Annotated in this window: 22 protein-coding genes; 4 read left to right on the forward strand and 18 right to left on the reverse strand. The window is 60.6% G+C overall.

Annotated features, from left to right (window positions below; translation table 11 throughout):
* Positions 1–310: 310 nt before the first annotated feature.
* Both CFBP4996_RS18880 and CFBP4996_RS18885 read right to left on the reverse strand, forming a co-directional pair.
* Complete coding sequence (locus tag CFBP4996_RS18880; RefSeq protein WP_080854227.1) at positions 311–1,264, reverse strand: asparaginase; 954 nt, start codon at positions 1,262–1,264, stop codon at positions 311–313.
* Positions 1,261–2,712 carry an amino acid permease gene (locus CFBP4996_RS18885; RefSeq protein WP_020813467.1) on the reverse strand — a complete coding sequence of 484 codons (1,452 nt, stop codon included), beginning with the start codon at positions 2,710–2,712 and terminating at the stop codon, positions 1,261–1,263. The genes CFBP4996_RS18880 and CFBP4996_RS18885 overlap by 4 nt, the downstream gene beginning before the upstream one ends.
* A 273-nt stretch (positions 2,713–2,985) precedes the next feature.
* Between CFBP4996_RS18885 and CFBP4996_RS18890 the strand changes: the two genes are divergently transcribed.
* Positions 2,986–4,413, forward strand: coding sequence for an aspartate ammonia-lyase (locus CFBP4996_RS18890; RefSeq protein WP_233283573.1), 1,428 nt, complete (start codon positions 2,986–2,988; stop codon positions 4,411–4,413).
* Here CFBP4996_RS18890 and CFBP4996_RS18895 read toward each other — a convergent pair.
* The 4 genes from CFBP4996_RS18895 to CFBP4996_RS18910 form a co-directional block, all read right to left on the reverse strand.
* A complete protein-coding gene (locus tag CFBP4996_RS18895; protein ID WP_020012272.1) occupies positions 4,382–5,098 on the reverse strand; it encodes a FadR/GntR family transcriptional regulator in 717 nt (238 codons plus the stop codon). The two genes, CFBP4996_RS18890 and CFBP4996_RS18895, sit on opposite strands and share 32 nt — an antisense overlap.
* 198 nt (positions 5,099–5,296) lie before the next feature.
* Positions 5,297–8,368 carry an efflux RND transporter permease subunit gene (locus tag CFBP4996_RS18900; RefSeq protein ID WP_080854225.1) on the reverse strand — a complete coding sequence of 1,024 codons (3,072 nt, stop codon included), beginning with the start codon at positions 8,366–8,368 and terminating at the stop codon, positions 5,297–5,299.
* Positions 8,365–9,450 (reverse strand): efflux RND transporter periplasmic adaptor subunit, encoded by a 1,086-nt coding sequence (locus tag CFBP4996_RS18905; RefSeq protein ID WP_080854224.1) that lies wholly within the window; start codon positions 9,448–9,450, stop codon positions 8,365–8,367. The genes CFBP4996_RS18900 and CFBP4996_RS18905 overlap by 4 nt, the downstream gene beginning before the upstream one ends.
* A complete protein-coding gene (locus CFBP4996_RS18910; protein WP_080854223.1) occupies positions 9,450–10,526 on the reverse strand; it encodes an efflux RND transporter periplasmic adaptor subunit in 1,077 nt (358 codons plus the stop codon). The genes CFBP4996_RS18905 and CFBP4996_RS18910 overlap by 1 nt, the downstream gene beginning before the upstream one ends.
* A 304-nt stretch (positions 10,527–10,830) precedes the next feature.
* Between CFBP4996_RS18910 and CFBP4996_RS18915 the strand changes: the two genes are divergently transcribed.
* Positions 10,831–11,445, forward strand: a complete 615-nt coding sequence (locus CFBP4996_RS18915; RefSeq protein WP_080819556.1) for a TetR/AcrR family transcriptional regulator — start codon at positions 10,831–10,833, stop codon at positions 11,443–11,445.
* Between the two features lie 23 nt (positions 11,446–11,468).
* Here CFBP4996_RS18915 and CFBP4996_RS18920 read toward each other — a convergent pair whose 3' ends face one another.
* The 12 genes from CFBP4996_RS18920 to hutC form a co-directional block, all read right to left on the reverse strand.
* Positions 11,469–12,923: an NAD-dependent succinate-semialdehyde dehydrogenase gene (locus CFBP4996_RS18920; protein WP_080854222.1), complete on the reverse strand. Its 1,455-nt coding sequence runs from the start codon at positions 12,921–12,923 to the stop codon at positions 11,469–11,471.
* A 10-nt stretch (positions 12,924–12,933) separates the two neighbouring features.
* Complete coding sequence (locus CFBP4996_RS18925) at positions 12,934–14,016, reverse strand: ABC transporter ATP-binding protein (RefSeq protein WP_080854221.1); 1,083 nt, start codon at positions 14,014–14,016, stop codon at positions 12,934–12,936.
* Complete coding sequence (locus CFBP4996_RS18930; RefSeq protein ID WP_080854220.1) at positions 14,013–14,813, reverse strand: ABC transporter permease; 801 nt, start codon at positions 14,811–14,813, stop codon at positions 14,013–14,015. The genes CFBP4996_RS18925 and CFBP4996_RS18930 overlap by 4 nt, the downstream gene beginning before the upstream one ends.
* A 1-nt stretch (position 14,814) precedes the next feature.
* Positions 14,815–15,690, reverse strand: a complete 876-nt coding sequence (locus CFBP4996_RS18935; RefSeq protein ID WP_080854219.1) for an ABC transporter permease — start codon at positions 15,688–15,690, stop codon at positions 14,815–14,817.
* A 60-nt stretch (positions 15,691–15,750) separates the two neighbouring features.
* Positions 15,751–16,761 carry an ABC transporter substrate-binding protein gene (locus CFBP4996_RS18940; RefSeq protein WP_003519582.1) on the reverse strand — a complete coding sequence of 337 codons (1,011 nt, stop codon included), beginning with the start codon at positions 16,759–16,761 and terminating at the stop codon, positions 15,751–15,753.
* 57 nt (positions 16,762–16,818) lie between these two features.
* Positions 16,819–17,133, reverse strand: coding sequence for an NIPSNAP family protein (locus tag CFBP4996_RS18945; RefSeq protein ID WP_020813480.1), 315 nt, complete (start codon positions 17,131–17,133; stop codon positions 16,819–16,821).
* Between the two features lie 4 nt (positions 17,134–17,137).
* Positions 17,138–18,604, reverse strand: coding sequence for an aldehyde dehydrogenase (locus tag CFBP4996_RS18950; protein ID WP_080854218.1), 1,467 nt, complete (start codon positions 18,602–18,604; stop codon positions 17,138–17,140).
* A gap of 4 nt (positions 18,605–18,608) precedes the next feature.
* Positions 18,609–19,649 (reverse strand): LLM class flavin-dependent oxidoreductase, encoded by a 1,041-nt coding sequence (locus CFBP4996_RS18955; protein WP_020813482.1) that lies wholly within the window; start codon positions 19,647–19,649, stop codon positions 18,609–18,611.
* Positions 19,646–20,584: a flavin reductase family protein gene (locus tag CFBP4996_RS18960; protein ID WP_080854217.1), complete on the reverse strand. Its 939-nt coding sequence runs from the start codon at positions 20,582–20,584 to the stop codon at positions 19,646–19,648. The genes CFBP4996_RS18955 and CFBP4996_RS18960 overlap by 4 nt, the downstream gene beginning before the upstream one ends.
* Positions 20,581–21,426, reverse strand: a complete 846-nt coding sequence (locus CFBP4996_RS18965; protein ID WP_080854216.1) for an alpha/beta fold hydrolase — start codon at positions 21,424–21,426, stop codon at positions 20,581–20,583. Before CFBP4996_RS18965 ends, CFBP4996_RS18960 begins: the two co-directional genes overlap by 4 nt.
* Positions 21,427–21,437: 11 nt before the next feature.
* Positions 21,438–22,040, reverse strand: coding sequence for an amino acid synthesis family protein (locus tag CFBP4996_RS18970; protein WP_080854215.1), 603 nt, complete (start codon positions 22,038–22,040; stop codon positions 21,438–21,440).
* A 277-nt stretch (positions 22,041–22,317) separates the two neighbouring features.
* On the reverse strand, positions 22,318–23,058 hold the full coding sequence (hutC, locus tag CFBP4996_RS18975) for a histidine utilization transcriptional repressor HutC (RefSeq protein WP_162936064.1): 741 nt from the start codon (positions 23,056–23,058) through the stop codon (positions 22,318–22,320).
* Positions 23,059–23,188: 130 nt separating this feature from the next.
* Here hutC and CFBP4996_RS18980 point away from each other — a divergent pair, with 130 nt between their 5' ends.
* Together CFBP4996_RS18980 and CFBP4996_RS18985 are read left to right on the forward strand one after the other, a co-directional pair.
* Complete coding sequence (locus CFBP4996_RS18980; RefSeq protein WP_121490349.1) at positions 23,189–23,530, forward strand: hypothetical protein; 342 nt, start codon at positions 23,189–23,191, stop codon at positions 23,528–23,530.
* A gap of 102 nt (positions 23,531–23,632) precedes the next feature.
* Positions 23,633–24,670, forward strand: a complete 1,038-nt coding sequence (locus CFBP4996_RS18985) for an ABC transporter substrate-binding protein (protein ID WP_078052080.1) — start codon at positions 23,633–23,635, stop codon at positions 24,668–24,670.
* Positions 24,671–24,696: the final 26 nt, after the last annotated feature.

The following is a 24,696-nucleotide window of genomic DNA, read 5'->3' on the forward strand; positions in this document are numbered from 1 at the left end:
TGGCTGCGCCGATCAGAACAATATCCATCATCGATGGGACTCCTTTTTATTCGAGGAGCCGGACAGGAAGAAAAGCGCCGTCATGTGGGACGTCGCTTTTCATTCTTTCTGGCTGAGAAGGGAACACCATCCCTTCACGCACAGAAGAATGCACCCGAACCGCATAAAGGTTCGAGACGGCCACAGAGACAATAAAATAGGAATCCTATAGGAATTTCGATGCCCGCCGGTCGCGGGCATCGCTGCCGCTACTTAGAGTTTTGACGCATTTCCGGACGGAAAACCGGGGTCCACTTTTCCTGGAAATGCTCTAAGCGAGCGGGCTGTCACCGAAAGCGGAAACGATGGTTTCCGGCGGGCTTTTACCGGCCAGCAGCGCGGCCAGCAAAATGCGGGCCTGACCCGGGCGAAGCGTGGATGAATGCACGGCACCCGCCGCGACAAGATCATGCCCGCCGCCACCGCCGCCATAAGTCGCCACCAGCCGCCCTTCCGGCACGCGGCTGGAAACGATGACGGGCACGCCGCGTTCGGCGCAGCGCTTCACGGCTTCGGCGATACGCGGATTGGCGTTGCCGGAACCGAGTGCGGCAAGAACGATGCCTTTCGCGCCCGCCTGCAGGCTTGCATCGATATGGGTTGCGTCACAGCCGGGATGAATGGCGACGATATCGACGCGCTGATCGGTTACCGGGGCGGAAAGCCGCAGCGTTGCGGCAGCGGCCAGCGGCCGGGCGGAGCGGAAGGCATCCGCTTCGTCCGCGCTCAGCTTATAAAGCCCCCAGGCCGGCAGACAGCGGCGGCCGAAGGAGAGGAGCACGCCTTTTGGGGCATTCGCCTGATCGAGCGCTGTTTCTATGGCCCGGGCCAGATTGGCCGGCCCGTCCGCGTCCTTATGGTCTGCGGTAAACTGTGCGCCGGTGAAGACCACCGGCTTTGTGATGGCCCGCTGCAAATGCACGAGCAGCGAGGATTCTTCCATGGCGTCGGTGCCATGCAGAACCACGATGCCGGCAATAGCGGGATCATCGAGCTCGGCGCCCACCGCATCGCTGATGCGCTGCATGTCTGCCAGTGTCAGGCTGGAGGAATCCTTCGCCATCAGGTCGACCGGCTTCAGCCGGGCGTTGATCTGCGGAACCAGCGCCAGCAGGTCCTCACCCGAAAGGCTGGGCGTGCTGACGCCATCGGCACCACGCCGGCTGGCGATGGTGCCGCCGGTGGCGATGACCGCCACCAGAGGCGTTGCGTCCTGCCCGCTCACTGCGATGCCCCCGCACGCTCGTCCGCGAGGCGGTAGATGCGGTCACGCAAGAGATACCAGCCGATGACGAGCGCCGGGATGATGACCAGCAGGGACGCGATGGTCCAGGAGCCGACGGGATAATCGAAGGCCATCAGCACCAGCACGCCGAACAGGAAGATGAGCGTGAGAATGCCGGTATAGGGCGCGCCGAACATGCGGAAATCCGGACGCACGAGTTCACCGCGCTCAGAAAGCTGCCAGAGCTTCAACTGGCAGAGCACAATGACGGCCCATGCGCAGATGATGCCAAGCGCCGAGAGGTTGAGCGCGATCTCAAAGGCCGAAGCGGGAACGACGGCGTTCAGCGCCACACCGAGAACAGTGACGACGGCAGTCACAGCGATGCCGCCATAGGGCACGCCGTTCTTGTTCATCTTCGCAAGTGCTGCCGGCGCCGAACCGGAAACCGCCATCGAATGCAGGATGCGGCCGGTGGAATAAAGCCCGGCATTGAGCGAGGACAGCACGGCGGTCAGAACGACGAGGTTCATGATCACGTCAGCGCCCTGCACGCCGATGGAACCGAAGAAGGTGACGAAGGGGCTCTCGCCGGCCTTGTAGGCGGTATAGGGCAGAAGCAGCGCGAACAGCAGCACCGAACCGACATAAAAGACCACGAGACGCAGGACCACGGCGCGGATGGCGCGAGGCATGACCTTGCGCGGGTCTTCCGTCTCGCCTGCCGCCGTGCCGATCAGTTCGATGGATGCATAAGCGAAGACGACGCCCTGTATGATCACGAAGGCTGGCAAAATGCCGTTCGGGAAGAAACCGCCATTATCGGTGATGATGCTGAAGCCGGTGACATGGCCTTCGATGGGGGTGCCGAAGATGACGAAATAAATGCCGACCACGAGGAAGATCGCAAGCGCCAGCACCTTGATGAGGCTGAACCAGAATTCAAGCTCACCGAAGACCTTCACCGACAGCATGTTCATGGCCAGCACGACCAGAAGCGCCGTCATCGCGAAGACCCACTGGTCGATACCGGCAAGCCACGGAACATATTGCTTGAAGAAATTCATGTAGAGGGCAACGGCGGTCACATCCGCCACCGAGGTCATGGCCCAGTTCAGCCAATACATCCAGCCGGCCGCGAAGGCCATTTTCTCGCCGTAGAACTCACGGGCATAGGACACGAAGGAACCGGAGCTGGGGCGATGCATGATCAGTTCGCCGAGCGCGCGCAGCACCAGAAACGCGAAGAAGCCACAAAGCGCATAAACGAACACCAGCGCCGGGCCTGCCTGCGCCAGACGCCCACCCGCACCAAGGAAAAGCCCGGTGCCGATGGCGCCGCCAATGGCGATCATCTGGATCTGACGCGGCTTGAGGGCCTTGTGGTAACCGAGATCTTCTTCGACGAAGACCTCACGGTCGGCAGACGCCGTTTTCCCAGAATGCATGGATATTTATCCTCCCGATAAAGTGCTTGCAGTCGGCGATAAGCCGGAAATGAAAATGAAACTGGCACAGTCCGCGCTGGAATATGGCCAGCATGCATGCTCATGCACGCTGTAAAGCTGCATGACAGATTTTCGCTCCTCATAATGGCAGATAATGCCGTTCGTCAAGCGTATTCGATATGATTGACCTTCTCCTCCCCCCGAATTAAGGTCGAAAAATCTGTAAGACAGCTTTACAGATATAGCAACGCTTAAAAGCCAGTGGAGGAAAAAGTGAGCGTGACGCGCAAGGAGCATGATTTGCTCGGGACGAAGGAAATTCCGGCGGATGTCTATTGGGGCGTGCACACGGCGCGCGCCGTGGAAAACTTCAAGATTACCGGGGTGACCATCGGCCACAACCCCTATCTCGTCAGGGGACTGGCCTATGTGAAGGAGGCGGCGGCACGCGCAAATCACGAGCTCGGCCTTCTCGACACGGAACGCATGCAAGCCATCGCCGCAGCCTGCCGCGAAATCCGCGCCGGTGCGCTGCATGAGCAGTTCGTGGTGGATGAAATTCAGGGCGGAGCCGGCACCTCCACCAATATGAACGCCAATGAGGTCATCGCCAACCGTGCGCTCGAACTGCTCGGACACGAAAAAGGCGATTATGCCCGGCTTCACCCGAACGACCATGTCAATCTAAGCCAGTCGACCAACGACGCCTATCCGACCGCGATCAATGTCGGGCTGATCGAGGCCATCGACGATCTGGCGGCTTCCATGGGCGTGCTGAAGGATGCCTTCGACCGCAAGGCGCAGGAATTTGCCGGCTTCATCAAGATCGGCCGCACGCAATTGCAGGACGCCGTGCCGATGACGCTCGGCCAGGAATTCCGCACCTTCGTGGTGATGCTGGGAGAAGATCAGGCGCGCCTCATCGAATCCGCAGCACTTCTGCACGAGATCAATCTCGGCGCCACCGCCATAGGTACCGGGCTGAATGCGCCGCGCGGTTATGCCGAGCTTGCCTGCCAGCACCTGGCGGAACTGACCGGACGTCCGCTGGTGACGGCGGCAGACCTTATCGAAGCCACACAGGACCCCGGCGCTTTCGTGCATCTCTCCGGCGTGCTGAAACGCGTCGCCGTGAAGCTGTCGAAAACCTGCAACGATCTTCGCCTGCTCTCTTCCGGCCCGCGCGCCGGTATCGGCGAAATCACCCTGCCCTCCGTTCAGGCGGGTTCCAGCATCATGCCGGGCAAGATCAATCCGGTCATTCCCGAAGTGGTCAACCAGGTGGCCTATGCGGTGATCGGCAATGACATCACCATCACCATGGCGGCCGAAGCCGGGCAATTGCAGCTGAACGCTTTCGAGCCGATCATCGTGCGCGCGCTTTCACAGAGCATCAGCCAGCTCAGCGCCGCCTGCCGCACCTTGGCGGAACGCTGCGTCGACGGCATCGTCGCCAATCCGACAATCATGGCGCAGCGTGTGGAAGAATCCATCGGTCTCGCCACCGCGCTCAACCCGCTGATCGGTTATTATGCGGCGACGGAAGTGGCCAAGGAGGCGCTTGCCAGCGGCCGCACGGTGCCGCAGGTGGTTCTGGAACGAGGTTATCTCACCGATGCGCAATTGCAGCAGGCGCTGAGCCCGCGGCACCTTGCCAACCTGCCCGCCGTCACGGCTGGCGAAGCCGATCTTCGCCAATAATCGTCGTCACCACCTGCTTCACCTGCCCAAGGTGAAGCTCCATCGCCTCCCGCGCCTCGGGCGCTGAACCCCGCCGGATCGCCTCGACGATCCGGCGGTGCTCGAAATTCGAGGCGACGCGGCGACCCGCCATCAGGTTGACCATCTCTGACTGTTGGGAAAGGGCCTCACGGGCATCGGCCACCACCTTGGCGAACAGCCTGTTGGCCGAAGCTTCCGCAATGGCGCAATGGAATTGCCCATCCAGCAGCACCCAGGGATGCGGCCTTTCTTCGGCTTCCATCCGATCACAGAGGTCAAGCAAGACTTCCAGTTGAGCATTCGTGCGCCGCAACGCCGCCCAACCGGCCGCAGGAACTTCGATGAAGGGGCGGGCCTCGATCAGATCGCGGGCGGAATAGGCGCCGTAATTCAATTCGGAAGGCGGCGTCGGCGTCATCACATAGGTGCCGCTTCCGGTGCGGGTCTGCGTCAGCCCCAGGGTCTGGAGCGACCGCAAAGCCTCGCGAATGATCGGTCGGCTAACGCCATATCGGGCGGCCAGATGGGCTTCGGAAGGCAACCGGGTGCCAACCGCAAGCTGCCCCGAGGTGATGGCGGAACGGATATCATCGAACACCGCTTCTGCGGCATTCTTGCGATTGATCGGCTGCGCATCCGCAAGCCAATCCGACAACCCGCCCATCTTCAAACCCTCCGCACTCTCAATATGTTCGCAATATCAACGCAAAACCAGACAGCCGCCCAAACGCAAAAGGACGGCCGCCGCTCTCGCGGCCAAGCCGACCTTCCTAACATTATCCTGCCCGCCGGAACAACGACGGCGGATATTTTTGTTGAAGCGAGGATGCAGCATCGCCGCACCCTCACGCCGCGTCAGATATTACGCCTTGATTTCCGCTGCCTCCGGCTTGTCATCCTCACGCGGAATGCGGAACCACGCGACATAGAGCGCCGGCAGGAAAAGCAGCGTGAGCGCCGTGCCCACCACGATACCTCCCATCATCGCATAGGCCATCGGGCCCCAGAAGATTTCCCGGGAGATGGGGATGAGGGCAAGGGTGGCCGCCGCCGCCGTCAGCATGATCGGCCGCATACGATGCTCGGTCGCCTCGATGACGGCTCGCCAAGCCGAGACCCCTTCGCTTCTCAGATGCTCAATCTGCACGACGAGGATGACCGAGTTGCGGATCAGGATGCCAATCAGCGCCAGCACGCCGAGAATGGCGACGAAGCCCATCGGCGCATTGGAGAAGAGCAGCGCCACCACGACGCCGATCAAGGCAGTCGGCGCCACGGCGAAGACCAGGAACAGCCGGCTGAAGCTCTGCAACTGGATCATCAGGATGGTCGCCATCGCAAACAGCATCATCGGCACCACGGCAACGATTGGCCCTTGCGAATCCGCGCTGGATTCTACCGAGCCGCCCGTCTCCAGCGTGTAGCCAACGGGAAGCGCTTTCTGGAACGCCTCGATCTTCGGCTTCAGCTGTTCCACGATTGTGGCGGGCTGCGTCGAGCCGATGACGGCGGCCTTGACGGTGACAGTCGGAATCCGGTCGCGACGCCAGATGGTCGGCTGCTCCAGCTCATAGCGGAAGTTGGCAATCGCCGAGAGCGGGACGGCCTTGCCGTTGGTCGCCGGCAATTGCAGGTTCTGCAAGGTTTCGATGGAGCTGCGCTCAGACATCTGCGCCCGCGCCACCACGTTGACGAGGTAAATATCGTCCCTCACCTGCGTGACGGTGGAGCCTTCGACAATGCTGTTCATGGCATTGGCAATATCTTCCGAGGAAACGCCGAGCTGGCGGGCCTTGTCCTGCAGAACATCCACTTTCACCACACGAGTCGGCTCGTTCCAGTCCATCACCATGTTGGACAAGAGCCGGTGTTCGCCGACGATGCCCGACAATTGCTGCCCGAGCTCGCGCACCTTCTGGATATCAGGGCCACTCAGGCGATATTGCACCGGCTTTCCGACCGGAGGACCGATATCGAGCAGTTTCACGAAGGCGTCGGTGCCGATAAAAGTCTTGTTCAGATAGTCCTGCAACTCGGCGCGCACCTTGTCACGCACATCCAGCCCCTTGGTGACGATGACCGTCTGGCCGAAGGTGACATCCGGCGTCTGCACGTCGAAAGACAGGATGAAACGCGGCGCGCCTTCACCGACATAGGTTGTCCAATGGTCGATATCCGGATTCTTGGAGAGCATTTCCTGCTCGAACTGCGCCATCTGTCGGTTGGTTTCGGCAATGGAACTGTTCTGCGGCAGGTTCCAGTCAACGATCAGCTCCACGCGGTCGGATGACGGGAAGAACTGCTGCTGCACAAGGCTCATGCCGCCAACGGAAAGACCGAACAGCGCAATGGTGAGGATAATCGTCACCCAGCGCCAGCGCAGCGCCCGGCCAAGAAGCCAGGAAAAGGCGGAGGCAAAGCGGCCCTTCTTTTCATGGTGCGATTTCATCGTCTTCGGCAGGATCGTCACGCCGAGCAACGGCGTGAACAGGACCGCGACGATCCATGACACGATCAGCGAAACGGCGATCACCACAAAAAGCGTGAAGGTGAATTCACCCGCCGCGCTGTTGTTGAGACCGACCGGAATGAAGCCGGCAACGGTGACCAGCGTACCGGTCAACATCGGGAAAGCGGTGGAAGTATAAACATAGGTCGCCGCTTTCCTGAGATCGTCACCGACCTCAAGCCGCGCGACCATCATCTCGACGGCGATCATCGCATCATCGACGAGAAGCCCGAGCGCGATGATGAGGGCGCCCAGAGAGATACGCTGCAAGGAAATGCCGGTATATTCCATGTAGACGAAGGTGATCGCCAGCACGAGCGGAATGGAAACGGCAACCACCATGCCGGCCCTGAGGCCAAGGCTGATGAAGCTGATGACGAGAACGATGGCGATGGCCTCGAACAGCGCCGAGGTGAAGCCAGAGACCGCCTCATCGACCACGGCCGGCTGATCGGACACACGATGCACATCGACACCAACAGGCAGATCCGCCACCACCCGCTTCATCTCAGCATCCAGCGCCTCGCCGAAATGCAGCAGGTTCGCGCCGGTTTTCATGCCGATAGCAAGGCCGATGGCCGGCTGACCGTTAAAGCGGAACAGCGAGGACGGCGGATCGACATAACCGCGCCGGATCGTCGCCACTTCCGTCAGCGGGAAAAACCGGTTGTTGACCCGCAGATTGATGGACCGCAGGCTGTCTTCCGAGGTGAACTGGCCGCTGACGCGCAGCGCCACGCGCTCAGGCCCGGCATTGACGAAGCCGGATTGCGTGACGGCGTTCTGGGCTTGCAGCGTCTTGATGATCGACTGCTGGTCGATGCCGAGCGCTGCGATCTGACGTGTGGAGAACTCCAGATAGATCGTCTCGTCCTGTGCGCCGATGACATCGACCTTGCCGATATTGTCGACGGTCAGCACCTTCGCACGGGCATCCTCCACCAGATCGCGCAATTGCCGCTGGCTGAGACCGTCGCTGGTGAAGGCATAGATATTGCCATAAACATCGCCAAAGCGGTCATTGAAGAAGGGACCGACGACGCCCGAGGGGAAATCGCCCTTGATGTCGCCGATCATGTTGCGCACCCGCACCCAGGTCGGCTCGACGTTGCGCGCCTTGGTTTCCGGCACCAGCTCCACGAAGATCGTCGTACGGCCGGCCACCGTCTGGCTGCGCAGATGGTCGAGATTGTCGAGTTCCTCGAGTTTCTTCTCGATCCTGTCGGTCACCTGCCGCGCCACTTCTTCGGCGGAAGCGCCGGGCCATTGCGCGCTGATCACCATGGTCTTGATGGTGAAGTTCGGATCTTCCTCGCGGCCGAGGTTGAGATAGGAGAAAACGCCGGCAAGAACGAAAACCAGCATAAAGTACCAGACGAGCGAACGGTGTTCGAGCGCCCAGTCGGAGAGATTGAATTTCTTCACTGACGGACCTCCTGATCGATCCTGATGGCCTGTCCATCCTTGAGCTTGTGAACGCCGGCGCTGGCAACACGCTCGCCGGGCTTGACGCCGCCGGTGATGCGCAAGCTGCCGCCTTCGGCAGGCTCGCCCTCTATCGTGACCGGGCGGAGCGTTACCGTTGCCGTATCGGCATTGACGATCCAGACGCCCCATCCATTGTCGGTTTTCAGCAGGGCCGATGACGGAAGCATGATCTGCGGTTCGGATGCGGCAAGCACCGAGGCTGTGACGACGGAACCGAGCCGAAATGCCGGTGGCGCATCCTGCAGGCTGATCTTCGTGCGGCGTGTGCGCGTCGCCGTTTCGGCTTCCGGAGCGATCTCGCGCACCACGCCGGTAGTGCGAATTTTCGGGTCGAGCTGCAGGGCGATCTCGAAGGCGGAGCCGATTTCCAGCCGCTGGGCCGCAAATTGCGGAACGTCGACCACCACATCGCGCACTTCCGGACGGGCAATGGTCACGACCGTTTGCCCGGCCGAGACGACCTGACCGATTTCGCCCGAAGTTGCCGTCACCACACCGTCAAATTCCGCATGCAGCTGCGCATAACCCAGTTGCTCTTCGGCCTTGTCCAGATTGGCGCGGGCCTTGGCGACGGACGCATTGGCGGTGCGGGTGGCCTGCTCGGCCTCTTCCAGTGCCGCTTCCGTGCCGCTGCGGGCTTCCGCCAGCACGCGCTGGCGCTGCTCGGTCGTCACTGCATTGGCCAGCTGCGCTTCCGCATTGGAGAGGTCGGATTGCGCGCTCTTCACCGCAAGCTCGAGCGCGAGCGGATCGATTGACGCCACCACGTCACCCTTCTTCACCAGATCGGCGACATCGACATTGCGGGCGATAATGCGCCCGAGCACGCGAAAGCCGAGATCGGTCTGAATGCGCGATTCCACCGTGCCGGTCAGCCGCAGGGCATCGGCCGGCTTCTCTTCCGCGACGACGGAAAGCACCGGGCGCGGCGCCTCGGCGGCGGCTTCTTGCTTGTCCTCGCAGGAGGAAACCGCAATCGCCACAGCCACCAAAAACAAGCTTTTGTATATACTGGACATTATTGTGCCTGCCCTTTTTCATAGGCGACCTTTTCACCGGCGCGGAGAAATTTGGTGCCGACGGTGACGACGAGATCGCCGGGATTAAGCCCCTGCGTGATGACGAATTGACCCGTCTCGTAATCGGCGACCTCGATGCGCCGCATGGCGATTTCCGAGGATTGCGGATCGACCACCCAGACGGCGGGGAAGCCGTCCTGCGACGTCATCGCCGACCACGGAAGCTCAATCGCATCGACCTGTTTGAAGCGGAAATGGCCGGATACGGGCGCGCCGAGCGGCATGGTCATATCGCCGTTCAGGCCGACCTTGACCCTGATCGTTCCATTGTCCGGGTCTATCGTCGGAGAAATCTCCCGCACCGGCGCCGCAACACTGCGGGCGGGGTCCGACAGGAGGCTGACATTGACGAGATTGTCGATATCACGCTCAAGGAAGAGGGATTCATAAACATCGAAGACCGCATCGCGCGGTCCGTCATGCGCGAGCGTGAAAACGAGCTGGGCGGCTTGCGCCACCTGGCCGACCTCCACATTACGCGCCGTGATAACGCCATCCGCATCCGCCCTGAGTTCGGTATAGGACAGGGCATCGCGCGCCGTATCGAGCTGCGCCTGCGCCGATCTCACCGCCCCTTGCGTCGTGAGAAGGGTTTCCTGGGCCTTGTCGACCGCCGAACGTGAGGTCACCTGCGTCTTGAACAGGCTTTGCTGACGGTCGAACGTCAATTGCGCCTGCGTCTGCTGCGCTTCCGCTGATTGCAGGTTGGCCAGGGCGACATCTAGATCGGCCTTTTGCTCTTCGGGATCCATGCGGGCAAGCAATTGCCCGGTCTTCACCCGAGCGCCCACATCCACCAGCCGCTCGGTGATTTTGCCGCTGACCCGGAAGGACAGATCCGTCTGGACCCGTGCCTTTACTTCGCCCGTGATGACGCTACCGCGATCAACGGGCTTTTTCTCAGCCGCGACCACATCGACGGTGCGGAGCGGCTTTTCGGAGGGCGGCTCTTCATTGCTGCAGGACGACAGGGCGAAAATACCGCCAAGCGCCGCCGCGATAAGAATGGTTCTCATGGTGACCTCTTGATCTTCGCCTCATCCTATAATATTTGACTGACTGAATAGTCAATGAAATTCTTATGCCGCTGATCGGGGAGCTGTCCGGAGTATCGGTACAGGTTCCCGAATGATCGTTCCCTTCTCGTCCGGCACATACCTGCGGGCGCATTGGCAATGTTCCGGCATAGTGAAGCATGCGCGCGCCTTCACAAAAATCGTTCCGGTTTTTGCGCCGGTGCTATAGGCAAACCCATCTCTCATTTCCGCCAATCGCGACGGACAGAAGGGCACGCGTCAAAAAATAGAAGGATCCGGGGCCATGGCGAAAGCAAAACTGACACGTGCTGAACAGAAGATACAACGTCCGTTGCAAATTCTCGATGCCGCATTCGAGGAATTCACCAAAAGGGGATTTACCGCGACGCGGGTGGAAGACATCGCGGAACGGGTGGGGGTGACGAAAGGGACGGTCTACGTCTATTTCGAAACCAAGGAGGCGCTCTTCGAAGCGATGGTCAAGCATGCCTCCCTGCCATTCCAGGAGGCGTTCAAGGCCTATACGCATACATCCGACGACCCGGTCGAGGAGCTTCGCCTGCTGCTGGAATTCCTGTTCGATGCACTCGTCGACAACAAGAAGATGCGGGAACTGTTCCGCTTGATCCTTGCGGAAGGCGCAAAATTTCCCGATCTCATCGACCAGCATCACGACACGTTGATGGCACCGGTCTTTGCGCGCATCGATACGGTCCTCGAGGAAGGCGTCGCGAAAAAAAGGTTCAGGGCCAACCCTCCCGAACTCGCCAAAGTGGTGATGTCACCCATGGTCGGAACATTGGTGTTTCGGCTGATTTTCAACGACCGACGCATTCTGGACAGACAGGCCGTCCTGAAAATACATCTCGAGCTGATCATGCGTGGGCTGTTGGCATAGGCATCATTCTTCGCGGCCCGGCCTTAGCCGACACCGCCGATGCAGACATATTTGAGCTCGGTATATTCCTCGATGCCATGGCGTGACCCTTCCCGGCCGAGACCCGACATCTTGACGCCACCGAAAGGCGCCTCGGCGGTGGAAATAGCCCCCGTATTGACGCCGACCATGCCATATTCGAGCGCCTCGGCGACCCGGAAGACCCGCGACAGATCGCGCGCATAAAAATAGGAGGCGAGGCCGAAATCGGTATTGTTCGCCTGCGCAATCACATCCGCCTCGTCCTCGAAGCGGAAGAGCGGCGCAAGCGGTCCGAAGGTTTCCTCACGCGCCACCTGCATGCCGGCATCGACATTGCGCAGGATCGTCGGCTCGAAGAAATTGCCGCCCAACGCGTGTCTTCTGCCGCCCGTGGCGATCTCGGCGCCTTTCGAAAGCGCGTCGGCAATATGGGCTTCCACTTTGGCAACGGCGTTTGCGTCGATGAGAGGCCCGAGAATACTTGCCCCTTCCAACCCGTTGCCGACCTTCAATTGCGCGACGGCCCCTGCGAATTTTTCAGCGAAAGCGTCATAGACGCCGCTCTGCACATAGAGACGGTTGGCGCAAACGCAGGTCTGACCATTGTTGCGGAATTTGGCGAGGATCGCGCCCTCGACAGCGGCATCCAGATCGGCATCATCGAAGACGATGAAGGGCGCATTGCCGCCGAGTTCCAGTCCCAGTTTCTTGATCGTCGGCGCACATTGCCGGTAAAGATGTTCGCCCGTACGCGTCGAGCCGGTAAAGGTCAGAAGGCGGATATCCGGGCTTGCCGTCATTTCTGCGCCTATCTCCGCGGCTGGCCCCGTCAAAATGCTGAAAAGCGCAAGCGGCAGGCCGGCGCGCTCGGCAAGGATGGCAAGGGCGATGGCAGAAAACGGCGTTTGCGGCGCCGGTTTCAGCACCACCGCACAGCCGGCGGCCAGCGCCGGGCCGGCCTTGCGGGTGATCATTGCATTGGGGAAATTCCATGGCGTGATGGCCGCAACCACGCCCACGGGCTGGCGAAGAACCAAAATGCGTTTGTCAGGCTGGTGGCCGGGCACTGTCTCACCATGGATTCGCCGCGCCTCTTCTGCAAACCATTCGATGAAGCTTGCACCATAGGCGATCTCACCTTTGGCTTCCGCGAGCGGCTTGCCCTGTTCCAACGTCAATATCATGCCGAGATCGTCACGGTTTTCCATGACGAGCCGGAACCATTCCTTCAGGATATTCGCACGCTCGCCGGCGGTGCGGCGGGCCCATTGCTTCTGAGCAATCACAGCCGCAGCGATCGCTTCTCTCGTTTCCTTCGCGCCGAGCTCTGGAACCCGCCCGACGATCTCACCGGTCGCGGGATTGCGGATCGCCGCCGTTTCACGGCCATTGCAACCGACCCAGCGGCCTGCCACCGGCACTTTCTCGCCGAAGAGTGTGGGATCATTCAGATGCATGGCCCATTCCTCAACAGAAGACCTGCGCCGAGGCCGGATCGAAGGCGAGATGCACGAGGTCGCCACGGCTGAGGCCGGAAATCGCCTCATGGCCGAAAGGCAGGCGCACCGCAAGCGGCTCACCCGAGCCGGTATGGGCCACCACATGGACATTGTTGCCGAGGAAAGTGATGTCGCTGACCGTGGCCTGGAAACCGGCGGCGGCGACCGGCCGGTTACGGCTGAGCTGCAGCCGCTCCGGGCGCAGCATCAGCGCCGCCTTCTTTCCCGGCGCGGCTTCGCCATGCATCGGAATATGATTGAAAACGATATCCCGGCCGAGCGAAACCGTCGCCTTTCCACCCGAGGCAGCGAGGAGGTCGCAGGCGATGAAGTCGCTGTCGCCGATGAATTCAGCCACGAAGCGGGTAGCCGGGTGAGCGTAAAGCTCCGGTCCCGTGCCGATCTGGTCGATAACCCCCTTGGAAAACACGGCGATGCGGTCGGAAAGACGCAAGGCCTCTTCCTGATCGTGGGTAACGTAGAGGATCGTCACTTCCGTCTGCTGGTGAATACGGCGGATTTCGAACTGGATTTCTTCGCGCAGCTTCTTGTCGAGCGCCGACAGCGGCTCATCCATCAGCAGAACCGGCGGGTCGTAGGCAAGCGCACGGGCCAACGCCACGCGTTGCTGCTGGCCGCCCGACATTTGCGCCGGCTTTCTGTCCTCGAAACCTTCGAGACGGACAAGCCGCAACATTTCCTTCACCTTCGCATTGATTTCCGCCTTGCTCTTGCGGCGGACCTTCAGCGGAAAGGCGATGTTCTCGCCGACCGACAGATGCGGAAACAGGGTGTAGCGCTGGAAGACCATGCCGATATTGCGCTTGTGCGACGGCGTCGACAGCAGGCTTTCGCCGTTCAGCAGAATATCGCCCGATGTCGGCTGCTCGAAACCGGCAAGGATATAAAGCGTCGTGCTCTTGCCCGAGCCGGACGGCCCGAGAAATGTCATGAACTCACCCGGCTGCACGTCGAGATTGACGTCCTGAACGGCGACGACCGGTCCGTATTGCTTGCGGATGCCGCGAATCTGCAGGAGCGGTTTGGTCATGTTTTCAGTCCTTTTCGCACAGCCGCGACAAGCAGCATCAGAATGATGGTCACCGCGATGAGAAGCGTGGAGGCGGCCGCAATCACCGGCGTCAAATCCTGACGCAGGGTCGCCCAGATTTTCACCGGCAGCGTCTGCAATGTCGGGCTTGCCATGAAGATCGCCAGCACCACCTCATCCCACGAGGTTAGGAAGGAGAAGATCGCCGCCGAAAACAGGCCGTGGCTGATGGCGGGAAGCGTGATGCGGATTTTCGCCTGCAACGGGCTTGCGCCGCACAGCACCGCCGCATCCTCAATCGATTTGTCGAAACCCTCGAGCGCGCCGGTCAACGCCAGAATGGAAAAAGGCAGCGCCACGACGAGATGGGCGATAACGAAACCGGCAGTCGTGCCGGCAAGGCCAAGTTTCAGGAAAAAGGCGTAAAGCGCCACCGCCAGCACCACGACGGGCAGGATCATCGGCGTCATGAACAGCGCGCGAAGCGTGTTACGCCCGATGAAACGGCCGCGCACCAGCCCGAAGGAGGCAATAAGACCGATCAGCACGGACAGCACCGTAACCATGAGGGCGATGCGCAGGCTGGTCCAGGCGGCCTCCAGCCATCGTGGATCGGCGAAGAAATCCGCATACCATTTCAATGTCCAGCCGGGTGGCGGAAAGATCAGCCATTGCGACGAGCCGAAGGACAGCGCTGCGATGAAAACGATGGGCAGGATGAGAAATGCCGTCGTCAGCAGCGTGATCAGGAGGAGCAACCATTTCCAGAGGCCGAGGCTGTTATAGTTCAAAAGCATGTCAGCGCCCCCCTGCCCCGGCCGCGCCGAAAAATTTGAGCTGGATGGCGTAAAGCGTCAGCGTCACCACCAGCAGCACCAGTGCGGCCGCCCCGCCCATGCCCCAGTTGACCAGCGACTGCACGAATTGCGCGATGAGTTCGGCCAGCATCATGTTCGCCGTACCGCCAAGGAGCGCGGGGGTGACGAAATAACCGAGCGACATGACGAAGACCATCAGCGCGCCGGAAATCATGCCGGGCGCTGCCAGCGGAATAAGGATGCGGGTCAGCGCCTGAAAGCGTGTCGCCCCGCACAAAGCCGCCGCCTGAAGAATGGCCGGATCGATCTTGCGGATGACGCCATAGAGCGGAATGATGATGAAGGGCAGCATGATATAGGTCATGCCTATCGTTACCCCGGTAAGATTGTTGACCAGCGCCAGAGGCTGATCGATGATACCCAGCCCCATCAGCGTCTTGTTCACCACGCCCGTGCGCTGTAACAGCACCATCCACGCATAGGTGCGCGCCAGAAGATTGGTCCACATCGACAGGAGCAATATGGCAAAGACGATGGAAGCGAGCCGCGCCGGCATGATGGCGAGCGCCCAGGCGACGGGAAAGCCGATCGCCAGCGACACCACCGTTACCAGCGCCGACACCGCGAAGGTATTGAAGAAGATCTTCAGATAGTTGGAGCTTCCCAGCAGGGCGGCATAGTTGCCCAATCCGAAAACGGGTTCGGTGACGCTGCGCGACAGCAGGATCAGAACCGGAACGACGAAAAACAGGACAAGCAGGACAAGCGCCGGCAGGGTAGCCGTAAAATTGCCGGGCCGGAAAGGCGTCCGCACCTTCGCTTTCGGGCTGACTGTTTCATCGGTAAGCGAGACCATGCCCAAACCTCCCGGACGTGGAAAATCGCGCGGGCGCCTGTCGCGGCCCGCGCCGTTATCTTACTTCGCCTGCCAGGCGTACCAGCGCTCGCCGATCTCATCGCGATGCTGCGCCCAGTAGTTCATATCGGCGTTTACCTGGCTTGCCGTCTGCTGGTCCGGCAGGGTCTTGGCAGTTTCCGGATCCATCAGCTTGGCGGATTCGATATTGACCGGCGCATAACCCGTCGCGGTCGCCATATCCGCCTGCGCCTGCGCAGAGGTGGCGAGCGCAATGAACTTCATCGCCGCATCCCTGTTCTTCGTCCCCTTGGGAACGACGAGGGAATCCGCCGCGGTGATGTTCTGCTGCCAGGAGGTTTCCACCTTCACGCCGCTTTTTTCAAGCGCCGTCATGCGGCCGTTCCAGACGCTTCCGAAAGGCGCTTCCGCAGATGCAATCAACTGCTGCGACTGCGCACCGCCGGACCACCAGATGATATCGGATTTGATCGTATCGAGCTTCTTGAAAGCGCGGTCGAGATCGAGCGGATAAAGCTTGTCGGCGGCCACGCCGTCGGCCAGAAGGGCTGCTTCGATCACACCCGGCGCCGACCATTTGTAGAAGGTTCGTTTTCCCGGAAATTTCGCGGTGTCGAACAGATCGGCCCAGCTCTTCGGGCAGGCGGCCACGGCATCGACATTGCAGCCGATGACGAAGGAATAATAAAAGCTGCCGACGGAGTAATCCGTCACGAAACGCGGATCGAGCTTGGTCTTGTCGATGACGGCAAAATCGAGCTTCTCCAACAGGCCTTTCGGGCCGGCCTGTGCGGCATAATCGCCCTCGACATCGACCACATCCCAGGTCACGCCGTTCGCCTCGACCATGGCTTTCAATTTGCCGTAGTCCGTCGGACCGTCCTGCACCACGTTAATGCCGGTCGACACCATGAATTTTTCGGCCCAGGCCGCCTTCTGGGCGTCCTGCGTGGTTCCTCCCCAGCTGGAGAAAACCAGATCATTCGCCTCAGCAGATGCACCAAGGGCAAAAAGAGCAGCGCATGTCGTCAATACCAGTTTCAATTTCATGTTCCCTTACTCCGTTTTAGAGCTTCTTGTTGGTATGCACGTCGCGACCGGCGCATTTCACCCGAGCGGTGAAAACCGCGCCGGTTTCATGATCTTGTTTTCAGCGACTTCGATGAGGTCGCGGATCTTCGGAAGGAAGGACAACCAGCGCGGATCGGCCATCAGCCGTGCGCGCCGTTCCTCGCGGTCATCCAGGCTCGAAAAGGCCCAGATATGAACGATCTCATTGATCGGGCCGATCTCGGAAAAGAAGTAACCCACCAGTTCGCCGAGATGGCTCTTCTGGATTTCGATGCCCTCTTCCTCGACCACCTTGAGGTAGGCGGGGATGGCGCCGTTCTTCAGCCGGTAGGTGCGGATTTCGTAAAACATGGGCTCACCGCATCACGAAGGGATCGGGGATCGGGTCATCGGAGGTGCGCAACCATATGGTCTTGGTGCGCGTGTAATCGAGCGCCGCTGCAAGCCCGCCCTCGCGTCCGTCGCCCGACAGGCCGAAGCCGCCGAAAGGCGCAATCGGCGAGACCGCGCGGTAGGTATTCACCCAGACGATGCCGGCCCGGATCGCCTTCATCAGACGGTGGGCGCGGGTCAGGTTCTGCGTGAAGACACCGGAGGCAAGCCCATAGACCGTGTCATTGGCCAGCGCGATGGCTTCCGCTTCGGTTTCAAAGGAAACGACCGAGAGGACGGGACCGAAGAACTCTTTCTCCATCGATGGGGAACGAATGCCGTCGCAATCGAGAATGGTTGGCCGATAGAAATAACCGTCGCCGTCTACAGGCACACCGCCTGTGACAACCTTGGCGCCCGCGTCCACGGAGGCAGAAACCAGAGAAACGATATGCTTCCTCTGGCGCTCCGTCGCCAGCGGGCCTACTTCCGTCGCCATATCCAGCGGCGAGCCGATGCGGATCGCCTCAGCTTTCGCCTTCAGAATTTCGAGGAACCGATCCTTGACGCTTCTTTCGATAATCAGCCGCGAGCCGGCGACGCAGCTCTGGCCGGTCGCGGCGAAAATTCCCGCCACCTGCGCATTGGCAGCGCTTTCAAGATCGGCATCGGCAAAAACGAGGATCGGCGATTTGCCGCCGAGTTCCAGCGAGGTGGAAGCGAGGTTTTCAGCCGAATTGCGCACGATATGACGCGCCGTTTCCGGACCGCCGGTAAAGGCGATATGGGCCACTTTCGGATGGGTGGTGAGCGCCGTGCCGCAGGACGCGCCGAAGCCGGAGACGATATTGACCACACCGGCGGGAAAACCGGCCTCATGCACCAGCCGGGCAAATTCCAGAAGAGGTGCAGGGCCATCTTCCGAGGCCTTGACGACAATGGTGCAGCCGGCCGCGAGTGCGGGACCGATCTTGACGGCGGCGAGAAACAGCTGGCTGTTCCACGGCACGATGGCCGCCACGACGCCCACGGGTTCACGCCGCAGCCAGACATCCATATCCGGCTTGTCGATCGGCAGATAGGCGCCCTCGATCTTGTCGGCCAGACCCGCATAATAACGATAATAATCCGCGACATAGGCAATCTGCGCGGAGGTTTCCCGAATGATCTTGCCGGTATCGCGGGTTTCGAGTTCGGCGAGCGTCTTCGCATTCTCAGTGACCAGATCGGCGAGCCGGTAGAGCAGCTTGCCACGCTGTGTCGCCGTCAGTTTCGACCAGCCTGCATCTTCGTAAAGCGCCCGGTGAGCGGCCTCGACCGCACGGCCGACATCGGCCTCGCGGCTTTCCGGCATTTCGGCCCATGCAGCGCCGCTTGCGGGATCGAGACTTGCGAAACGCGCCTCGCCATCTTCGAAACGTCCGTCGATATAGCACTGGAAACTGCGCATCGCGTTACTCCCCGAAAGCCGGCATGACATCGGAAAGGAAGCGCTCCAGCGAGGCCTTCTTACGCTCGAAGCTCATGCCCGTATCGATCCAGAAGGAATATTCGTCATAGCCCATGGCCTCGTAAGCTTTAAGCCGGCTAATCACCTCATCGGCATTGCCGACGACATTGTTCTTTCGCATGACATCGGTGGAAAGCATCGCGTTGGCGGCGATGTCTTCGGGCGCAATACGCTCGATCAGCCCCTGATGGATCGGTTTTTCGTTTTTGAACCAGGCGAAGAAATAATTGTAATAGACGCTCATCTCATGCGCCGCCTGAGCGATATCGGCTTCATCGGAACCGACATAGGTGTGGCGAAGCAGCATGATCTTCGGCCGCTGTTTTTCCGGGTTCTTGGCGCAGGCATCGTTGAAGCGGCCCATCAGGGTTTCCACCTCGTCATCGCCCTGCCAGAGTGGCGTCACCTGCACGTTGCAATCATTGGCGACGGCGAATTCATGCGAGTTCGGATCGCGCGCCGCCACCCAGATCGGCGGGAAAGGCTGCTGCAATGGCTTGGGAGCAGACGTGGTGGCCGGAAATTTGTAGAATTCGCCGTCATGGGCATAGTCGCCCGCCCACACACCTTTGACGGCCGGGATCAGCTCGCGCATGCGCTGGCCGGCGCCCCAGGCATCGAGACCCGGAAGCAGCCGCTCATATTCAAACGAGTAAGCACCGCGCGCGATGCCGATATCGAGACGGCCATCGCAGATGAGGTCGGTCATCGCGGCTTCGCCGGCAAGCTTGATCGGGTGCCAGAAGGGCGCAATCACCGTACCAGTGCCGAGACGCGCCGTCCTGGTGCGCCGGGCAAGATCGGCGATCGTCACGAAGGGGTTCGGCGCAATGGTGAAATCCATGCCGTGATGTTCACCGGTCCAGATGGCATGCATGCCGCCGCGATCGGCGATTTCGCAAAGCGTCACGAACTCCTCGTAGAGCGTCTTGTGATCCTGCGAGGCGTCCAGCCGTTCCATATGGACGAAGAGGGAGAATTTCATGGGTTTGCCGCCTTCATCGAGATGGGATGGACCCTGCCGGCAGTCTCGTTACCGACATAGACACCGAAATTGCCGATTGAACTTTCCAGCGCGAACCGGTTGACAATGTCCGCCGTCGCGCCGGAATCGAACTTTGCCGAAGCCAGCGCGCCGGGCAACAGAAAACGGCCCTGGCGCGGCGCATCGTCCCCATCCGCAAGCGCGTGGTAGACGATGTGCTGACGCCCATCCGCCTTGTTTTCATAAACCGAGTAAAGAAAGCCCGTCCTGACCGGTAGTCCGGTGAGCTCTTCAAGCCGCGCCGTCAGCGCCGCGACCGGATCGCCGCCCGCCACGACGCAGCCGGGCAGCGACAGCACATCCTCCCCGACGAGGTAAATCTCGCCACGACGCTCAAGAACTGCGCCGACGGCGATTTCACCCTCCGCCGCAGCCGAGAGCGCCTTTGCGGCCAGCATCGGCGTGAAGTAACCGCCGCGCGCATAACCGAGGCCGTTCAGGCCGCTATTTTCGAACGCGTCGATGCGACCGAGCAGAATGACGTGGTCTCCGGCCTCGATAACCTCCTGCATCGAACATTCGAACCAGGCCGCAACATCGGCAAAGACCGGTGAGCCTGCCGGCGCATCCGACCAGGTGGCGGCGGCAAAACGGTCTTCCACCGGTCGGGCGAACGTATTGGACAGGTCCTTCTGGCCTTCAGACAGAATATTGACGGCAAAATTTTTCGTACCCGTCATCGTCGCGAAATTGCGCGAGGTGCGGGCAAGGCAGATCAGCAGCAACGGCGGATCGAGCGAGACCGAGGTGAAGGAATTTGCGGTGAAACCCACCGGCTTTTCGGCTTCGTCGCGGGTGGTAACGATCGTCACCCCCGTCACGAAGGCGCCGAATGCGTCGCGCAGGGCGCGCGGGTCAAGGGTTGCAACGGTCATTGCGGCTCCTCCTCTAAAGCCAGCCATTCGGCCATCAGTGCATTGACGGTTTCGGGTGCGGTCAGATTGACCATATGCCGGTGCGCCTCGACGATGCGGGCATAACCGCGCGGCGTGATCGCCGCCATCTGTTCCGCCATCAGGGGCGTGGAGTTCGGATCATCCGAACCGGTCAGAAAAAGCGCCGGGCAGGCAACCGAAGGCCAGCGGTCGGCATAGGTCTCGTCCCCGCCCGCAAAGGCGGTATAGGCGACCGCGTAACCTTCCGGGTCGACCATTTCCAGCCAGCCCCGCGTCAATTCCCGCGCGTGCCGGCTTTTCAGATCATCGCCGAACCAGCGCAGCAAGGGGCCTTCCTTGTCCACGCCCGTGGTGCGGATCGCCGCCGCGCGCGCAAGCACCGCCGCCTTCGCAACGGGGTCGCGGCGATAAACACCGTTCAGATACCCGACACGCGCTATGCGATCTCCAAGCATCGCGGCTGCCCCGCCGGAAATCAGCGCCCCCATGGAATGCCCGGCGACATTGGCGCGCTCTATCCGCATGTCGTCGAGAAACCGGCCGAACCAGCCGACGAAATCCTCAAGAGTGCTGCCGGCCGCAAGACGTTCGCTGCCGCCGTGGCCGGGCATGTCGACCGCGATGACGCGGTGCGTTGTCGAAAACACCTCGATCTGCGGCGTCCAGGCTTCGAGCCGCATTCCAACACCGTGGATGAGGATCAGATTCTCGCCCGCGCCGGCTTCGAAATAGGCGGCCCCGCCTCCGGTCGTTTTCCGGGGGAGCGTGGCGGCGCCTGCCTTTGCACCATTGACCCGTGACGTGTCGGCGACCCTTTGCATTGGCGTCCGCCTCAAACGCCGGCCGGATTGGCGACATCCTGGCCGAGATCCTTCAGATCCTGATAACGGTCACCGATGCGGTGGTGCGGCCGGCCGCCAACGGAAGCACCGAGCGCGACCACGATCTCGTCCGCAGCCGGGGCATCGGGAATGGCCGTCTGGATCGTCAGATAATGCGAACGGCGGCCCTCATCATTCTTGTCCATCAGCGGGATCATGATCGGCGCATTGCCGGGGCCGCGCGTGTTGCAGAAGGCAAGATAGGATTTGGCGCCGACCGCCTGACGATAGTGATTGCCGAAGCGCAGCGTATGGATGAGCGCGGAAGCATGCTCGATCTCACCATCCAGCCCCACGACGGCCGCCTTGCCATAGGCCTCCACCGCCTCGCCGGAACCGACAGCGTCAAGGATCATCTTCGTCAGCAACTCGCCGAGCACCGGCGCGCCTGCGTGAATTTCCGGCTTCAGATCAGCTACGAAACGTTTGCCCGCCCACGGATTTTTAACGACCGCAATGGCGGCGAACAGCTTCAACGGCGCTGCGGCAGCCTTGCCCCCCTCAATCAACGTCGTTTCGACCTGCAGCAGGGTCTTGCGGATCTGGATGGACATCAGCGCTCTCTCCGTAAATATGATGGCTTATGGTATGCCATAATATATGACTGTCAAGTACCGTAATCCCGCAAGGGCGAGCAGTTGAATTTTGAGGATTGTCGTCGCCGATAAGTCGAGCGCTATGGGCAACCGATTGCACTTGGCAAGCAACGATTGGAGGCGGGGAAATGGGGCAGATTTGAGCGGGGCGTCATCAGCCGGGCTGGATGCGCAAGTGGCCGCCTTATATGGCGATAATGTTTCGGAAGATCAGGGCAACTGAGGCCGGCGGCCTCTATTCCTGACTTTCAAGCCGATATCGGGAACCGGGATAGAGCAGCCGTACGGACGTGACGGCGCGGCTCGATGACCAGGTTCTGCGGCGCACGAGAAGGCAGGGCTCGTTTCGGCTGATGGCCATCAATTTGCATTCCCAGGGCTGGGGCGATGCCGCCTCGATGAATTGCTCGGTCCGCGAAATCGGTGCCGCCGCCGTCAGATAGGCATTCGGGGTGAGCGTATTGAAATCCTGCATCAGATAATCGGGAGCGATCTCCGCATTGACGAAGCGATCTTCAAGCTGGATCGGCACATCGTCTTCGTGGTGCACGATAATGGAGTGAAAAACCTTCGCTCCCACGGCGATCTCCAGCGCCGTTGCGAGATCGGGACCGCAAACTTCCGTCTGGGCGAGGATCAGGCTCGGCCGATGCGTCGAACCGCGCTCCTTGATCTCGTCGGCGATGTTGCGCACGCCCATCATGCCGGCGCTTCGCTTTTTCGGGGCGACAAAAGAGCCGCGCCCCTGCACGCGAACGATCACCCCCTCGGTTGCCAGCTCCCGCAGCGCGCGGTTTGCCGTCATCCGACTGACACCCAGCATGTCGACGATCTCGTTTTCGGAGGGTATCCTGTGGTTGGTCAACCAATCGCCGCTGGCGATCTTTTCCTTGATCTGTTCTTTCACCCGCTCATACAGCGGCAGGGAGGAGCGATCGCCCGAGACAGGAAACTCGTTTTCGGTGACGGGCAGCATTGAAACTCCTAAAAATCGGGCGACTGCACAAAACGCAGCCAGAATCCGCGCAAGCACAAAATTATCACATCCTATCTTGCTTGTCTTTCGCAAATGTGTGAAGTTACATATACAACTTGAGGGGAAAATAATGGCAAGCGAAGACTCGATCTCCAGCGGCCGCAAGTCTCCCGCCGGTAGTCGGGGCGATATTCGAATGCCCGCCCAGCGCAACGGCAGGAGCTGCCATACCGATGCCGAAGCCATGTTTGGTGGCTCGGCCGTGCAATATGCGCTGAAAGACCGCCCTTGCCAGAACCCGCCAACCGCATACGCCTTCGACCCGGCGTGGCCAATGCGCGTGAAGCATATGAATTTCTCAAAGTTGTATAGTGAACTTCCGACACGCCGCTCCAGGGTAAACATCGAATTCCATATTGATTCGACGAGTGCCCGGCCGCCGATTTCGACGGGACATGAAATGCACCAATGACCGCCGGGCTCAGGGATAGACATCTACCCAGGGCACGCCCGGCTGAAACCACAAAAACGCATGCCAGCAACTTGCCAATCATCAAACCAAAAGGGGAATGCAATGCTGAATTCAAAGCTGAAAATCGCGCTGGCCACCACCGCGCTCATCATGGGAGCCTATGCCGGGTCCGCGAGAGCGGAAGGCTATTGCGCCGCTGGAAAGACCATCACCTTCGCCGGTATCGACTGGGAAAGCGGCGCTTTCATCACCGAAGTCATGAAGGAAATCCTTTCCAAGGGCTATGATTGCAAGGTCGATTCCATTCCCGGCAACTCCGTGACGCTGGAACAGGCGACCGCCAATAACGACGTGCAAATCTTCGCTGAAGAATGGATCGGCCGCTCCGACGTCTGGAACAAGGCTGCGGAAGCCGGGCAGGTAACATCGGTCGGCAAGACCTTCGTCGGCGCCGCCGAAGGCTGGTTCGTGCCGGAATATCTGGTCAAGGGCGACCCGGCAAAAGGCATCGAAGCCAAGGCTCCGGACCTGAAGAGCGTCGACCAGCTTTCCGACCCGAAGATCGTCGAACTGTTCAAGGATCCGGAAGAGCCCACCAAGGGCCGCTTCCTCAATTGCCCCTCGGGCTGGACCTGCGAAGGCGTCAACACCGCCAAGCTGCAGGCCTACAAGCTGGAAGCAAATTATGTGAACTTCCGCCCCGGTACCGGCACCGCTCTCGACGCCGCAATTGCCGCCGCCTATCTCCAGGGCGAGCCGATGCTGTTCTATTACTGGAGCCCGACGGCGATCATGGGCAAATACAAACTCATCCAGTTGCAGGAGCCGGCCTATAGCGACGCCTGCTGGAAGGAACTGACGAGCGCCGATGGAAAGCGCGACGCCGGTTGCGCCTTCCCCTCCGTCGAGGTGGCCTATGGCGTGAACAGCACCTTTGCGAAGGAAGCGCCGGACATCATCGCGATCCTTGAAAAGGCGACATTCCCGCTGACCGAGATCAACTCCAGCCTCGCCTACATGACCGACAAGCAGGTCGATGCGACCGCAGCCGCCAAGACCTTCCTTCAGACCAAGGCCGATATCTGGGGCAGCTGGGTTTCTGCGGAGGCCAAGGCGCGTATCGAAGCCGCCGTCAAGTAAACATCGCAGGCGCGCCGGGCTTCCGG

This window comes from Agrobacterium leguminum, assembly GCF_005144435.2.
In the GTDB taxonomy this organism is placed as follows: domain Bacteria; phylum Pseudomonadota; class Alphaproteobacteria; order Rhizobiales; family Rhizobiaceae; genus Agrobacterium; species Agrobacterium leguminum.